Origin of the sequence: Phenylobacterium sp. (assembly GCF_036402295.1) — a bacterium.
Taxonomy (GTDB): Bacteria; Pseudomonadota; Alphaproteobacteria; order Caulobacterales; family Caulobacteraceae; genus Phenylobacterium.
Genome location: NZ_DASWTE010000056.1, coordinates 25998 through 40695 on the forward strand (window position 1 = coordinate 25998; position 14698 = coordinate 40695).

At 70.5% G+C, this 14698-nt stretch carries 8 protein-coding genes and 1 riboswitch; of the genes, 4 read left to right on the top strand and 4 right to left on the bottom strand.

What is annotated here, in order from left to right; all coding sequences use genetic code 11:
• Positions 1 to 6 precede the first annotated feature (6 nt).
• Together VGD44_RS03445 and purH are read left to right on the top strand one after the other, a co-directional pair.
• Positions 7 to 1692: a heparinase II/III family protein gene (locus VGD44_RS03445; protein ID WP_331083886.1), complete on the top strand. Its 1686-nt coding sequence runs from the start codon at positions 7 to 9 to the stop codon at positions 1690 to 1692.
• 6 nt (positions 1693 to 1698) lie between these two features.
• Positions 1699 to 1783, top strand: a riboswitch (ZMP/ZTP riboswitch).
• A 22-nt stretch (positions 1784 to 1805) separates the two neighbouring features.
• Positions 1806 to 3398: a bifunctional phosphoribosylaminoimidazolecarboxamide formyltransferase/IMP cyclohydrolase gene (gene purH / locus VGD44_RS03450; RefSeq protein WP_331083888.1), complete on the top strand. Its 1593-nt coding sequence runs from the start codon at positions 1806 to 1808 to the stop codon at positions 3396 to 3398.
• A gap of 119 nt (positions 3399 to 3517) precedes the next feature.
• Here the strand turns inward: purH and VGD44_RS03455 are convergent, their stop codons facing one another.
• Positions 3518 to 3922: a MerR family transcriptional regulator gene (locus VGD44_RS03455; RefSeq protein ID WP_331083890.1), complete on the bottom strand. Its 405-nt coding sequence runs from the start codon at positions 3920 to 3922 to the stop codon at positions 3518 to 3520.
• A gap of 198 nt (positions 3923 to 4120) precedes the next feature.
• Here VGD44_RS03455 and VGD44_RS03460 point away from each other — a divergent pair, with 198 nt between their 5' ends.
• A complete protein-coding gene (locus tag VGD44_RS03460) occupies positions 4121 to 5533 on the top strand; it encodes a helix-turn-helix domain-containing protein (protein WP_331083892.1) in 1413 nt (470 codons plus the stop codon).
• Positions 5534 to 5717: 184 nt separating this feature from the next.
• On the opposite strand, the gene VGD44_RS03465 is transcribed toward VGD44_RS03460, so the two are convergent.
• Both VGD44_RS03465 and VGD44_RS03470 read right to left on the bottom strand, forming a co-directional pair.
• Positions 5718 to 10580 carry an NAD-glutamate dehydrogenase gene (locus tag VGD44_RS03465; RefSeq protein WP_331083894.1) on the bottom strand — a complete coding sequence of 1621 codons (4863 nt, stop codon included), beginning with the start codon at positions 10578 to 10580 and terminating at the stop codon, positions 5718 to 5720.
• A 196-nt stretch (positions 10581 to 10776) separates the two neighbouring features.
• Entirely contained in the window at positions 10777 to 11931 is a 1155-nt protein-coding gene (locus VGD44_RS03470; protein ID WP_331083896.1) for an AI-2E family transporter, read from the bottom strand.
• Between the two features lie 310 nt (positions 11932 to 12241).
• Between VGD44_RS03470 and VGD44_RS03475 the strand changes: the two genes are divergently transcribed.
• Positions 12242 to 13747 carry a helicase HerA-like domain-containing protein gene (locus tag VGD44_RS03475; RefSeq protein ID WP_331083898.1) on the top strand — a complete coding sequence of 502 codons (1506 nt, stop codon included), beginning with the start codon at positions 12242 to 12244 and terminating at the stop codon, positions 13745 to 13747.
• A gap of 134 nt (positions 13748 to 13881) precedes the next feature.
• On the opposite strand, the gene VGD44_RS03480 is transcribed toward VGD44_RS03475, so the two are convergent.
• Positions 13882 to 14661 (bottom strand): SDR family NAD(P)-dependent oxidoreductase, encoded by a 780-nt coding sequence (locus VGD44_RS03480; protein WP_331083901.1) that lies wholly within the window; start codon positions 14659 to 14661, stop codon positions 13882 to 13884.
• Positions 14662 to 14698 lie beyond the last annotated feature (37 nt).

Below are 14698 nucleotides of genomic sequence, written 5' to 3' on the forward strand. Positions count from 1 at the left end.
GCGGCGATGGCCGGGCTCACGCCGCCGCGCCTCCCTGGACGCCATCTGGCCCTGGCGGTGGCCGTTGCGACCGGCCGGGCGCTGATGGAGGAGTGGCGGGCGTCCGAGCCGCACCGCTGGCTGACCGCCGGCCCGCGCCCCGACGGCTTCGGGGTGCAGCCGCGCGACTTCCGGCCGCCCGACCGCGGCCAGGGCGAGGCGATCCTGGCTGGCGCCTTCGTGCTGGGCGGCCAGACCCTGGTGGTGGGCGTGCGCGGCGACCCCTGGGACCGGCCCAGCCCGAGCCGCAGCTTCGCCGAGGCGCTGCACCGCTTCGACTGGCTGCCGCACCTGATCGCCGCCGGGCCGGAAGGCGCGGCCGAGGCGCTGCGGCTGGTGCTGGAGTGGCGCCGGCAGTTCGGCCGCTGGAACAGCTTCGCCTGGGCGCAGGAGGTGATGGCGCGTCGGGTCTACAACCTGGCCTGTGCCGGCCCGCTGCTGGCCGCCCGTGCGTCCGAGGCCGAGACGGCGCAGCTCGCCGCCGACCTTGCCCGCCAGGCCCGCGACCTCCTGACGCCCGGCGGGCCCGAGGGCGCGGCCGAGCGCTGCGCGTGCGCCGCCGTGGCCGCGGTGTCGCTGCGTGGGCCGGCGGGGCGCAAGCTGCTGGCCCGGGCGCTGGCGCGGCTGTCCCGCGCACTGGACGCGACCGTGGCCCCCGACGGCGGCCACGCTTCGCGCCGGGCGGACCTGGCGCTGGAGCTTCTCTTCGACCTGCAGACCCTGGACGAGGCCCTGATCCAGAAGGGCCAGGCCGCGCCCGAGGCCGTGCAGCGCGCCATCGACCACCTGGCGGCCGGCGTTCGCTTCGCCACGCTCGCCGACGGAGCGCTGTCGACCTTCCAGGGCGGCCGGGCGCGCACCGCGTCCTATGTCGCCGCCGCCCGCGCCCAGGACGAGACCGGCGACCGCCCCACGCCCAGCGAGCTCGGCGGCCGCCAGCGGATGGACGCCCGCAACGTCCAGGTCATGGCCGACGTCGCGCCGCCGGCCGCGGGCGCCTGGTCGCTGGCCGCCACCGCCCAGCCGCTGGGGATCGAGGTGCTGGCCGGCGACAACCGGCTGATCTGCGGCGCGGGCCGCAGCATCGCCGAGGGAGCCACCGTCGAGGTGGGCGAGGCCGGCCTGGGCCGTCTGCTCTCAGGCTTTGCCGAGCGCGTGCTGGGGCCGCGCCTGATCGACGCCGACGTCGTCGTCGAGGTCCAGCGCCATGAGGCGCCGGGCGCGCTCTGGCTCGACCTGGCGCACCACGGCTGGATGCGCCGCTACGGCCTGATGCACCAGCGCCGCCTCTACCTCGACCTGCTGGCCGGCGAGCTGCGCGGCGAGGACCGGCTGACGCCCACGGCTCGCGCGCAGGGCCCCGACGGCCGCCACTTCGTCCCCTACGCCCTGCGTTTCCCCCTGGCGGCCGGCGTCCGCGCGCTGGTCTCGCAGGACCGGAAGAGCGTGCTGCTGCGCGTCGAGGGGGCCAGCGAGGGCTGGATCCTGCGCAACGACGTGCTCGACATCGCCATCGAGCCCTTGATGCGCGGCCGCCGGCCCGCGTCACAGCTTGTGCTTCGCGGCCAGCGCCGCGCCGATTCCGGCGCGCGGGTGCGGTGGAAGCTCGCGCCCGCCCGCCAACCGGTTGACGCTCCGCTCACCGCGGCTTAAGGCGCGCCCATCCCGCGTGACTGGCGACTAAAGGTGGGCGACCACCGGGGAGCGCGAGGACCATAGCTCGCCGCGCGCCTGGGCATTTCCTTCGAACCTCCAAGGAGAATGCCGTGCCTGCTGCGCCCGATTTCCCGCCCGCACCCGACAAGGTCACCGTCCGCCGCGCCCTGCTGTCGGTGTCCGACAAGACCGGCCTGGTCGAGGCCGCAAAGCAGCTCGCCGCCCTGGGCGTCGAGCTCGTCTCCACCGGCGGCACCCGCAAGGCCATCGCCGACGCCGGCCTGCCGGTGAAGGACATCTCCGACCTCACCGGCTTCCCGGAGATGATGGACGGCCGGGTGAAGACGCTGCACCCGGTGGTGCACGGCGGCCTGCTGGGCGTGCGCGACGCCCCGGCCCACAAGGCGGCGATGGACGAGCACGGCATCGGCGCCATCGACCTCGTCTATGTGAACCTCTACCCGTTCGAGGCCACGGTCGCGGCCGGCGGCGACTACGAGACCTGCGTCGAGAACATCGACATCGGCGGCCCGGCGATGATCCGCTCGGCGGCCAAGAACCACGGCTACGTGGCCGTTTGCACCGAGCCGTCCGACATGGCCGAAGTGCTCGCCGAGTTGGCCGACGGCGGCGCCACCTCGCTGGCGCTGCGCAAGCGCCTTGCGGCCCGCGCGTATGGGCGCACGGCGACGTACGACTCCTCCATCGCCTCCTGGTTCGCCCACGAACTGGGCGAGTTCGCGCCGGCGCGCTTCTCGATCGGCGGCCAGCTCGCCCAGACGATGCGCTACGGCGAGAACCCGCACCAGGCGGCCGCCTTCTACCGCTTCCCCAACCCGCCGGTGGGCGTGGCGACGGCGAAGCAGCTGCAGGGCAAGGAGCTCAGCTACAACAATATCAACGACACCGACGCCGCGTTCGAGCTGGTCGCCGAGTTCGATCCTGCCGCCGGCCCGGCCTGCGCGATCATCAAGCACGCCAACCCGTGCGGCGTGGCCACCGGCGGCACGCTGCTGGAGGCCTATGAGCGCGCCCTGGCCTGCGACCCGACGAGCGCGTTCGGCGGCATCGTGGCGCTGAACAGCCGCCTGGACGCGGCTACGGCCGCCAAGGCGCTGGAAATCTTCACCGAGGTGGTGATCGCCCCCGAGGCCGACGAGGACGCGGTCGCGCTTTTCCGCAAGAAGAAGAACGTGCGCCTGCTTGTCACCGGCGGGCTGCCCGATCCGATGGCGCCCGGCAAGACGTTCAAGTCGGTGTCCGGCGGCTTCCTTGTCCAGAGCCGCGACACCGCGCGGCTGACCGCGGCCGACCTCAAGGTGGTGACTAAGCGCGCGCCGACCGAGGCCGAGATTCGCGACATGCTCTTCGCCTTCACGATCGCCAAGCACGTGAAGTCGAACGCCATCGTCTATGCGAGAGCCGGCCAGACGCTGGGTGTCGGCGCGGGCCAGATGAACCGCAAGGACTCGGCGCGGATCGCGGCGCTACGGGCGGCCGACTTCGGCCTGGACCTGAAGGGGTCGGCCTGCGCGTCGGAGGCCTTCTTCCCGTTCCCCGACGGCCTGATCCAGGCGGCCGACGCGGGCTGCACGGCGGTGATCCAGCCGGGCGGCTCCATCGGCGACGAGGCGGTGATCGCGGCGGCCGACGAACGCGGCCTCGCCATGGTCTTCACCGGCGTCCGCGTGTTCCGCCACTAAGCGCCGCAGGCAAGAGATGGAGAACGGCGGAATGGCGCGGAAAATCGCGGAAGAGGATCAGATACCTTCCGCGTCCTTCCGCGCTTTCCGCGGTTTGACTTTGAGGGCGCTGACGCGCCCTAGGCTTGAGCGGTGACGCCCAGGCGGCGGGGCGCGGCGGGCGCGGCGGGCGCGGTCTTGAATTCGGTGAGCGCGGTTTCCAGGCGGCCCAGCTCGGCGGCGAGCGCCTCGCGGCGGGCCTCCAGTTTGCGCACTGCACAATCGCGGCCCGAGGCGCCATCGTCCTCGGCGTGCAGCACTTCCTCGATGTCCGGCAGCGACACGCCGGCCTTGCGAAGGCGCGAAATCCACTCCAGCCGCCGGCGCGCGGCCGGGTCGTAGAAGCGGGCGTTCAGGCGGTCGCGGCGCGCCTCGACCAACCCTTTCTCCTCATAGAAGCGCAGGGCGCGGGCAGTCAGGCCGAAGAGGCGCATGGCGCCGGCCATGCCGAGGCGGGGCAGATGATGGATGTTCTCGACAGTCATGGGGTCCTGTCCGGGGATGGGGCTTCCTCGCGCGCCTCTCGAACCCTTCCGCACAGCTCCGCAAAATTGCGTTGTGGAGCTTGTGCGGCTCACGCTCGGTGAGGCGCGAGCGGCAAGGAGCCTGCTTTTCCTTCGTCCGACAAGGAAAAGCGTGCAAAGAATTGGCCTCTCGCAGACCACTGTTTGTGAAATTGCAAAATGCGCTACAAGCTTTTCGTCGGTCCCAAGGTGCGCAACCTCCGCGCCCGACGCGGCTGGCGGCTCGAGCATTGCGCCCGCGAACTGGGCATCTCGGTGAGCTATCTCTCCCAGATCGAGGCCAACCAGCGGCCGGTCACCGACCGCGTCCTGATGGGGCTGATCCAGACGTTCGACGTGCCGGCCTCCACCTTCGAAGTCGATGACGACCAGCGCCTGATCGCCGACCTGCGCGAGGCCGTGGCCGACGCCGGGCCGGGGGAGGACCCGATCCCGCTCAGCGAGCTGCGCCAGCTCGCCCTGCAGGCGCCGGCCGTCGCGCGCCGCTTCCTGGACCTGCACCGCAGCAATCACCGGCTGGCCGAGCGGCTGAAGCTGACCGAGGAAGCCGTGTCGCTCGACGAGGCGACGGCGGCCAGCTCGCTGCTCCCCTACGAGGAGGTCCGCGACTTCTTCCATTTCAAGGACAACTACGTCGACGCCCTGGACCACGCCGCCGAGGACCTGGCGCAGGAGATCGGTCTCGACCGCCCGGGCTCGGCCGACATGCTGATGGAGATGTACCTACGTGAGCGGCTGGGCGTGCGCGTGCGCTACGCGCCCCTGGGCGACGTGATGCGCCGCTACGACCCGTCGTCCCACGAGCTGTGGCTCAACGCGAGCCAACCCGCCGCCACGCGCGCCTTCCAGATGGCCTTCCACGTGGCGGTGGCGAACCTGTCGGACGTGATCGAGGCCGAGCTCAGTCAGGCGCGCTTCAAGAGCCGCGAGGCGGTAGATGTCTGCCGCGTCGGCCTGGGCAACTACGCCGCCGGCGCCCTGCTGACGCCCTACCGCCGCTTCGCCGCCTCGGCCCGCGAACTGCGCCACGACGTCGAGCAGCTGGCCTCACACTTCGGGGCCAGCCTGGAGCAGGTCTGCCACCGGCTATCGACCCTGCAGCGGCCCGGCCACCGCGGGGTGCCGATGTACTTCGTGCGGCTCGACTACGCAGGCAACATCACCAAGCGCCACAGCGCCACGCGCTTCCGCTTCGCCCGCTTCGGCGGCGCCTGCCCCCTCTGGAACGTGCACGACGCAGTGGCCTCGCCCGACCGCTTCCTGGTGCAGGTGGCGGCCATGCCCGACGGCGTACGCTACCTCTGCGTGGCGCGGGCGGTGGTGAAGCGGTCGGAAAGCTACCTGACGCCCGACCGCCGTTACGTCCTGGGGTTCGGCTGCGAGATCGAGCACGCCCACGAGCTGGTCTATTCCGAGGGCCTCGACCTCAAAGGCCCGGCCGCGCCCATCGGCACGAGCTGTCGCATCTGCGAACGCGACAACTGCGCCCAACGCGCCTTCCCGCCGGTGGACCGGCGGCTCAGCGTGCCCGAGCACGAACGCAGGACGGTGCCGTTCCGGCTGGGGAGCTGAAACCCACAACAAAGCCTGTCATCCTGGTTTCCGCGCAGCGGAAGACCGGACCCATTGAGCTCGGCGCCTGATAGTTGCGTGCAGCGTTGCCGCCGAGGCCTTCCACGACCGCAGAGTCCAATGGGTCCGGTCTTTGGCCTGGCGGCCAAAACCGGGATGACAACCGTTGGGTGGGCGCTGGTGACTACCCCGCCCGCCGTTTCCGTCCGCTTGCCGCTTCCGCCGCCAGTTCGCGCAGGGCGGCGTTGGCGATGGTGAGCTTGGCGAAGGTCCAGCCGCCGCCGCCGGTCTCGATCTCCTCGACCGTGCGGGTGGCGGCGCGGCTGAGATCGGGCCGCAGCGCCGCCCAGGCGGAGACCGCGCTCTTCGCCGAGACCGCGTCGTCGCCGGCCTGCGAGCCGCCGGCGAAGGCCATGATCGCCCGCGTCAGCTGGGTCTGCTCCGACAGCAGGTCCTCGATCAGCCGGCGCAGCGCCGTCCGCTCGAAGATGTCGCCGGCCCGGAATTCGCCGGCCGCCGCCCGGAGGCGATCGAACGCGAACACCGCGCCGGTGGCGTAGTAGAGCCGCGCCACGTTGGGCAGGCTCCAGCTCGACGCCTCGGCCATGTCCACCAGGTCGACCGCATTGGTCAGCGGGCCCAGCACCGCGGCGGCCTCGGCCATCTTCACCGGTGCGCCGGCGTCGATCAGGCGGGTCACCTGGGCGTCCACCGCCGCCCGCTCGGCTTTCGACAGGATGTCGGGCAGCAGGCTGTGCAGCGCCTTGAAGCCGGGCGCGTAGCGTTCGGTGAGCTCGGCCACCGTCAGCCCCTCGCGGCCGCTGCGCCGCGCCAGCCAGAACGTCGCGCCGCGCACGCCCGACACCAGGCGGCGGAACAGCGCCATCTGGCCGGCGCTGGGGATCTTCAGGTCCAGGGCCTCGACCTGGCTCCACAGCGTCTCGAAGTCGAGCACAAGCTTGGCCGCTTCGTAGCCGGCGGTGAGCGCCGTCACGTCGCAGCCCGCCGATGTCATGGTCCGCGACGGGAACGACGGCCCGCAGCGGTTGATCATGTCGTTGGCGATGACCGTGGCGATGATCTCGGGCCGCAGCCGGTGGCTGAGGATCGCGTCCTTGTACTTGCGCAGCGGCTTCGGGAAGTAGGCCTCGAGCCGGCCCTCGAAGAATGGGTCCTCCGTGGCGCGGTCGGCGACGATGTCGCGCTTCAGCTCCAGCTTGCCGTAGGCCAGCAGCACCGCCAGCTCGGGCCGGTACAGCCCCTTGCCGGCCTTCAGCCGCTCGGAAATTTCCAGCGCGTCGGGCAGGCCTTCCACCGCGCGGTCCAGTCGCCCGGCGTGCTCCAGCTCGGACATGAACCGCGCGTGCGGCGCCAGCTCGCCCACGGTGTCCAGTTCCAGCAGCGAGAGCGCCAGCGTCTGGTCGTAGTTGTGGACCAGCACGTGGCGCGCCACGTCGTCGGTCATGGTCGGCAACAGCTTGTTGCGCTGGGCCCGAGTGAGCTTGCCCTGGCGCTCCAGGATGCCGGTGGTGATCTTGATGTTCACCTCGTGGTCTGATGAGTCGACGCCCGCGGAGTTGTCGATGGCGTCGGTCTCGACCCGGCCCCCCTTCGCCGCGAACTCGATCCGGCCGGCCTGGGTCAGGCCCAGGTTCGCGCCCTCGCCCACGACCTGCACCCGCAGGTCCTCGCCGTTGACGCGGACGGCGTCGTTGGCCTTGTCGCCAACTTCGAGGTGGGACTCCCCCTTGGCCTTCACGTAGGTGCCGATGCCGCCCAGGTAGAGCAGCTCGGCCGGCGTCTTGAGGATCAGGTTGATGACCTCGGTGGGCGCCAGGGCCTCGGCTTCGGTCCCCAGGAGCGCGCGGACCTGCGGCGACAGCGGGATCGACTTCAGCGACCGCGAGAAGACCCCGCCGCCCTTGCTGATCTTCTTCTTGTCGTAGTCCTGCCAGGAGGACCGCGGCAGGGCGAACATCCGCTCCCGCTCGGCATAGCTCTTCGCCGGGTCCGGATCGGGATCGATGAAGATGTCGCGGTGGTCGAACGCGGCCTGCAGGCGGATGAACCGCGACAGCAGCATGCCGTTGCCGAACACGTCGCCCGACATGTCGCCGCAGCCGACGACCGTGAACGGCTCGGACTGGATGTCCTTGCCCATTTCGCGGAAGTGGCGCTTCACGGCTTCCCAGGCGCCGCGGGCGGTGATGCCCATGACCTTGTGGTCGTAGCCCACCGAGCCGCCAGAGGCGAACGCGTCGCCCAGCCAGAAGCCGTAGGACTCGGCCACGCCGTTGGCGATGTCGGAGAAGGTGGCCGTGCCCTTGTCGGCCGCCACGACCAGGTAGGGGTCGTCGCCGTCGTGGGCCACCACGCTCTGGGGCGGGATCACCTTGCCCTTGGCGTCGAGGTTGTCGGTGATGTCGAGCAGGCCCGACAGGAAGACCTTGTAGGCCGCGATGGCCTCGGTCCGCACCGCGTCGGGCGAGCCGCCCTTCGGCAGCTGCTTGGGATAGAAGCCGCCCTTCGAGCCCACCGGCACGATCACCGCGTTCTTCACCTGCTGGGCCTTCACCAGCCCCAGTACCTCGGTGCGGAAGTCGTCGCGCCGGTCCGACCAGCGGAGACCGCCGCGCGCGACGGGGCCGAAGCGCAGGTGCACGCCCTCGACCTGGGTCGACCAGACGAAGATCTCGCGGAACGGCTTCGGCGCCGGCAGGTCGGCCAGCTCGCCGCTCGCCACCTTGAACGAGATGTAGGGCTTCACCGAGCCGTCGCCGGCCCGCTGGTAGAAGTTGGTCCGCTGGATTGCGCCCACCAGCAGCGCCAGGCGGCGCAGCACGCGGTCGTCGTCCAGGCTCTCGACCAGCTGCAGGGCCTCGACCACCTCGTCCATGACCGCTGCGGCCTGGGCCTTGCGCTCGGGCACCTCGGCGGCGATCGCCGGGTCGAACTTGATGCGGAAGAGGTCGAGGATCAGGCGCGTGACGCCCGGGTGGTTCGACAGCGCCTGTTCCTGCGACCGCTGCGACGGGTCCAGGCCCGACTGCTGGCGGTAGCGGGCGAGCGCGCGGACCAGGGCGGCGTCGCGCCACGGGATCGACAGCTCCATGACCAGGCGGTTGAAGCCGTCGTTCTCGGTGCGGCCCGTCCAGACGGCGACGACGGCGTCCTCGAAGGCGTCCTTGATCTCGGCGAAGACCAGGTCGGCCCCGCGCGGGTCCTCGATCTCGAAGTCGTGCACCCAGACCGCGTCGCGGCCCCCATTCGGGGTGTCAGTTGGATTGATGGCGAACCCGGCCTCGGCCAGCGCCTTCAGCCCCATGTTCTCCAGGATCGGCAGCACATCGGCCAGCGCCGCCGGCACGGCCCGCCGGTAGAGCTTGAAGCGGAAGCTGAGCGGGCCGTCGGCCCGCGTGCGGTAGGCGCGCACGCAGATCGACTGGTCGGCCGTGAAGCCGTCGATGACCGCCACGTCCTCCAGAGCCTCGGCGGCGTCGAAGCGGTCGCGGTAGCCGGCCGGGAAGGCGTCGCGATAGCGGGCCACCACGTCGCCCACGGCGTCGGGCTCGCGCCCGCTGCCACGCACGGCGGCGTCGAATCGATCCTCCCAGGTCCGGGCGGCTTCGGTGATCTCGGCTTCCAGACGCCGCAGGTCCGGGACCTTGTGGTGGCCTGGGGTGAACCCGATGATGTAGTGCACGCGCGCCAGCGGCGTGTCGTTGAAGCTTGGGTAGTAGGCCGACAGCCGGCCGCCATAGGCCTCGGTGAGCAGCTCGCCCGCCTTCTTGCGCAGATCGGAATCGTAGCGGTCGCGCGGCACGAACAGCAGGACGGACGCGAAACGGTCGAACGGGTCCTTCCGCTCGAAAAGCTTGACGCGGGGGCGGTCGGCCAGGTGCAGGATGCCCAGCGCGATCTCCAGCAGCTCGTCCTCGCTGATCTGGAAAAGCTCGTCGCGCGGGTGGTTCTCGACGATGTTCTTGAGGCGCTTCTCGTTGTAGCTCCCCGGCGCCGCGCCGGCGCGGGCCAGAACCCGGGCCACCTTGTCGCGCACCAGGGGCACCACGCCAGCCGGCTGGTCGTAGGCCTCGGCCGTGAACAGGCCCACGAAGCGGACCTCGCCGCTGGGCCGGCCGTCGTCGCCGTACCGCTTGACGCCGACATAGTCCATGTAGCCTCGCCGGTGGACCCGGCTGCGCACGTTCGACTTGGCGATCGTCAGCGCGGGGTCGCGCACGATGCGGTCCTTCATGGCCGCCATCAGCACGGCCGGCTCATTGGCGCGGCGCAGGACAGTGCGCTCGGGATCGCGGAGCACGCCCAGGCCGTCCTTGGCCTGATAGAGCGGCTCCTCCGGCGCATACTCGCCGCTCTTCAGCTTCGGGTACTCGTAGACCCGGGCGCCCAGGAACACGAAGTGCTCCGCCCGTAACCACTTCAGGAACCCCACCTCGTCGGGGCGCGCCTTGCCCGAGCTCTCCAGTTCGGCGACGGTCTTGCCCATAAGCTCCAGCATCGCCGGGAAGTCCTCGACCGCCTGGCGCACGTCGGACAGCGTGGCTTTCACACCCTCGATCAGCGCCTTCTCGCGGTCGGGGCCGATCGGCTCCAGCAGCACCTCGATCATCGACTCGCGCCGTGCGCTCCCCGTGCCGCCGCGCAAGCCCGCGCGGTCGCGTTGCACGTCGACGATGGGATGGAACATGGCGCGCACCGACAGGCCCTGGTCGGCGATTTCGCCCATGACGCTGTCCACCAGGAAGGGCGCGTCGTCCTGCACGATCTCCAGCCGGTCGAGGTCGGCGCCGTCGACCGGCGCGATGCGCAGTTGCGGCCCGCGGCCGCGTCGCCGCTCGGCGAAGCGCCAGAAGTCGGCCAGGGTGCGCGCGAGCTCGGCGCTGCCAAGCTCGGGCAGCTCTTCGGGCTGGGCGTCGGCGGCCGCCTGCTTGGCGAACGCCTTGGCGGCCACGGCGGCAGGATCGTTCTTGAGTTCGGTCTGCAGGGTCCTGGCCAGGCCGGCGCCGGTGCGGGGAGAGCGGCTCATTTGGCCGCTCCCCAAACAGCGCAAGAACTCCACGCGAGTACGCCGCCGGAGGAGAGTGTCCGGCGGCGTGTGGTTCCACCGTGGGGGAGCGGCGGAACGCGGGGTGCTCGCTGCGCCCGTGGGGTTGGGGAACGGACGCACCTGCCAGGCGACTCTGTCGTCCAGCCAACATTAGATAGGTAGGCGGGCATGGAATTTAAGTCCCGGATCGCAAGTTCTTTGAGCGGCGTTTGGGGGCGGTCGAGGGCTGATCTTCGACCCCGGCCTCGTCCGGGGCGCGCTCGGTCTGGCGCTTCAGCTCGCCGGGGTCGCCGTTCTCGCTGAGGATCACGGCGATCCAGCGCGACCCCGGGAACTGGGCCAGGATCACCATCATCACGGTGGTCAGCGGGGTCGACAGGAAGGCCCCGGTCAGGCCCCAGACCACGCTCCAGAAGGCCAGCGCCAGCAGGAGCACGATGGGATCGATGTTCAGGCTCTGGCCCTGCATGCGCGGCAGGATCACGTTGCCCACGAAGGTGGTGATCGCCTGCAGCACCACGAACAGGGCGATCGCCTGCCACAGGGTGTCGAACTGCAGGAGCGCGAAGATCGGCGGCGCGGCCACCGCGACGATGCCGCCCACCACCGGGATGTACGAGGCGAAGAAGATCAGGATCGCCCAGAACAGCGCGTTGTCGAGGCCGACCACGGCCATGACGATCCACGAGGCCCCGGCGATCATCAGGCCGGTGACGGTCTGCACCCACAGGTACTGCTCCACACCGTTGCGGATGCGCGTGAATGCGGCGGTCGCCTCCTGGCGCTCCTCGCGGGAGGAGAACAGGTGGATGACCTTGCGTTCCCAGCCCCTCCGCGAGGCCAGGATGAAGCCCAGGTAGACCAGCACGAAGGCCGCGGTGGAGAGGAAGTCCTGCAGCCCGCGGGCGATCTGGCCCAGGTAGCTGGCCGGGTTCAGCTGGCGCACAAGCTGGGTCAGCGACGGCGGCGCCTCCATACCGATCAGCCCGGCGACGCGGGCGATCAGGTCGTTCAGCTTCGGCGTGTAGGCGACGAGCTGGCTGCCGAACGCGGCGGCGTTGTCGGCGATGAAGAAGGCCGCCCCGCCGAACATCGCCACCGATAGGACGATGGCGAGCGGCGTGGCGAACCGGCGCGAGACCACGGGCACCCGCGCCTCGAGCACGCGGGCGAACCCATCGATCATCACCGCCAGGAAGATGGCCAGCGCCAGCGGCGTCAGGATGTCGGCCAGCACGTAGAGCACCACCCCGCCCGCGATCGTCGCGAGGATGATCAGTGCGTTGCGCGAGACCGGGTCGGCGGCCAGCGAATGTCGTCCAGCGGGCATGCGCGCTTTCGGGGGAAGCTCGGCGGCAATGTCGGCGGCGTCGGCGCCGCCGTCAAATCGGGCGTGCTCTACCCGGGTTTATTGCGGATTGGGAGCGCCTTTGCCCTGCCGACGCCGATTTTCAGCACGAACCGTCGCCAAATCGTCACGCTCGGGGTGCGTCAGCGCCGAAATTGATTCAACCACAGAAAACACAGAAGAACACGGAAGAGAGCCGGACGAACTCCGGGCGCTCAGTCCCCTTCTGTGTTTTCCGTGTTTTCCGTGGTTCAAAAGACAGCGCCTGCGGCGCGAAGCGGAGTGGCTGGGCATGAGCGACAACGGCGTCCTGATCGGGTTTTCGGACCATCCCGAGCAGCTCCTGCTCCACCGGGCCAACCGCCACGGCCTCGTGGCCGGCGCGACCGGCACCGGCAAGACGGTGACCCTGCAGGTAATCGCCCAGGGGCTGTCCGACGCCGGCGTTCCGGTGTTCTGCGCCGACGTGAAGGGCGACCTCTCGGGCATCGCCGTCGCCGGCACACCCAACGAGAAGATGCTGGCCCGCGCCCAGGCGATGAACCTGACGATCAACCCGATGGCCGCGCCCACCGTCTTCTGGGACCTGTTCGGCGAGCAGGGCCACCCGATCCGCGCCACGGTCTCCGAGATGGGGCCGCTGCTGCTATCGCGGATCCTCGAGCTGAACGACGTGCAGGAGGGCGTGCTCTCGGTCGTCTTCCGCGCCGCCGACGAAGAGGGCCTGCTGCTCCTCGACCTCAAGGACCTGCGCGCGGCGCTGGCCTACGGCGTCGAGAACGCCAAGGCGCTCTCGGCCCAGTATGGCAACATCTCGCCGACCACCATCGCCACCATCCAGCGCAAGCTCCTTGTGCTGGAGGACCAGGGCGGCGCCAACATCTTCGGCGAGCCGGCGCTGCAGCTCTCGGACCTGATGCGCACAGACGGCTCGGGCCGCGGCTTCGTCAGCGTGCTGGCGGCCAACAAGCTGATCTCGACGCCCCGGCTCTACGCCACCTTCCTGCTCTGGCTGATGAGCGAGCTCTTCGAGGAGCTGCCGGAGGTGGGCGACCCCGAGAAACCGCGGCTGGTGTTCTTCTTCGACGAGGCGCACCTGCTGTTCCGCGACGCGCCCTCCTCGCTGCTGGAGAAGGTCGAGCAGGTGGTGCGGCTGATCCGCTCGAAGGGCGTCGGCGTCTACTTCGTCACCCAGAACCCGGCCGACATCCCCGACACCGTGCTGGGCCAGCTCGGCAATCGCGTGCAGCACGCCCTGCGCGCCTACACGCCCGCCGAACAGCGCGGCCTGAAGGCGGCCAGCGAGAGCTTCCGCCCCAATCCGGCCTTCGACACCGCCGAGGCGATCCAGGGGCTGGGGGTCGGCGAGGCGCTGGTCTCGGTGCTGGACGAGAAGGGCGCGCCCACGGTGGTGCAGAAGACGCTGATCCGGCCGCCGGTCTCGCGCCTGGGGCCGATCACTCCGCCCGAGCGGACCAGCATCATGGGCGCGAGCCCGGTGCGCGGCCTCTACGACGAGGTGAAGGACCGGGAGTCGGCCTACGAGATGCTGGCCGCCCGCGCCCAGCAGGCGGCCACTGAGCCGGCTGGGGCGCCGGCCCGCGACGCCGGCTGGGCCGACGCCGCGCCGCCAGAGCCCCGCCGCGCGCCGCGCGCCTCCAACCGCCAGGGCATGGGCGAGGCCTTCGCCAAGTCGATGCTGCGCACCATCGGCAGTCAGGTCGGCCGCGAGCTCATCCGCGGTGTCCTCGGCGGCCTCATGGGCGCCAGCCGCCCAACGCGCCGCAGGCGCTATTAGAGAACCGCGGAAAACGCGGAAGGACGCGGAATCGAAGCTGCGCCTTCCGCGCTATTCCGCGAATTCCGCGGTTCCATAGATAAGAGAGCCTCCGCTTGCGCGGAGGCTCGCCAGTCTCGTCGATGCGGTTCGTCCTACCGCGGGGCCATCCGGATGGCGCCGTCGAGGCGGACGTCTTCGCCGTTGAAGTAGGGGTTGGTGATCATCTCCAGCGCCAGCGAGGCGTAGTCCTCGGCGTTACCCAGGCGCTTCGGGAACGGCACCGAGGCGGCCAGCGCCTCCTTCACCTGCGGCGGGGCCGCGTTCATCAGCGGGGTGTTGAAGATGCCGGGCAGGATGGTGTTCACCCGGATGCCGTCGCCGGCCAGGTCGCGGGCGATCGGCAGCGTCATGCCGACCACGCCGCCCTTCGACGCCGAATAGGCCGCCTGGCCCATCTGGCCGTCCTCGGCCGCGACGCTCGCGGTGTTCACGATCGTGCCGCGCTCGCCGTCGATTGGCTCCAGGTCGAGCATGCCCTTCGCCGACTTGGCGATGCAGCGGAACGTGCCGACCAGGTTGATCTGGATGATCCAGTTGAACGCATCCAGCGGGAAGTGCTTGGTCTCGCCTGTCTGCTTGTCGCGGCTGGCGGTCTTGATCGCGTTGCCGGTGCCGGCGCAGTTCACCAGGATCCGTTCCTGGCCGTGCGCGGCGCGGGCCTTGGCGAACGCCGCGTCGACTTCTTCCTCCGAGGTGACGTTGCATTTGCAGAAGACGCCGCCCACTTCGGAGGCGACCGCTTCGCCCTTCTGTTCGTTCATGTCGAAGATGGCGACCTTCACGCCCTTGGCCGCGAGCGCCCGCACGGTCGCTTCGCCGAGGCCCGAGGCGCCGCCCGTGACCACCGCCGCGACGGATGAATTGAGTTCCATGGACGCCGAGCTCCCATATGATGGCGTAAGTAAAATC

Bases quoted from the DNA above. Each gene is read 5' to 3' on its own strand.
- VGD44_RS03465 (WP_331083894.1), bottom strand. From the start codon at position 10,580: ATGAGCCGCTCTCCCCGCACCGGCGCCGGCCTGGCCAGGACCCTGCAG.
- VGD44_RS03470 (WP_331083896.1), bottom strand. From the start codon at position 11,931: ATGCCCGCTGGACGACATTCGCTGGCCGCCGACCCGGTCTCGCGCAAC.
- VGD44_RS03460 (WP_331083892.1), top strand. From the start codon at position 4,121: ATGCGCTACAAGCTTTTCGTCGGTCCCAAGGTGCGCAACCTCCGCGCC.
- VGD44_RS03445 (WP_331083886.1), top strand. From the start codon at position 7: ATGGCCGGGCTCACGCCGCCGCGCCTCCCTGGACGCCATCTGGCCCTG.
- VGD44_RS03475 (WP_331083898.1), top strand. From the start codon at position 12,242: ATGAGCGACAACGGCGTCCTGATCGGGTTTTCGGACCATCCCGAGCAG.
- VGD44_RS03480 (WP_331083901.1), bottom strand. From the start codon at position 14,661: ATGGAACTCAATTCATCCGTCGCGGCGGTGGTCACGGGCGGCGCCTCG.
- VGD44_RS03455 (WP_331083890.1), bottom strand. From the start codon at position 3,922: ATGACTGTCGAGAACATCCATCATCTGCCCCGCCTCGGCATGGCCGGC.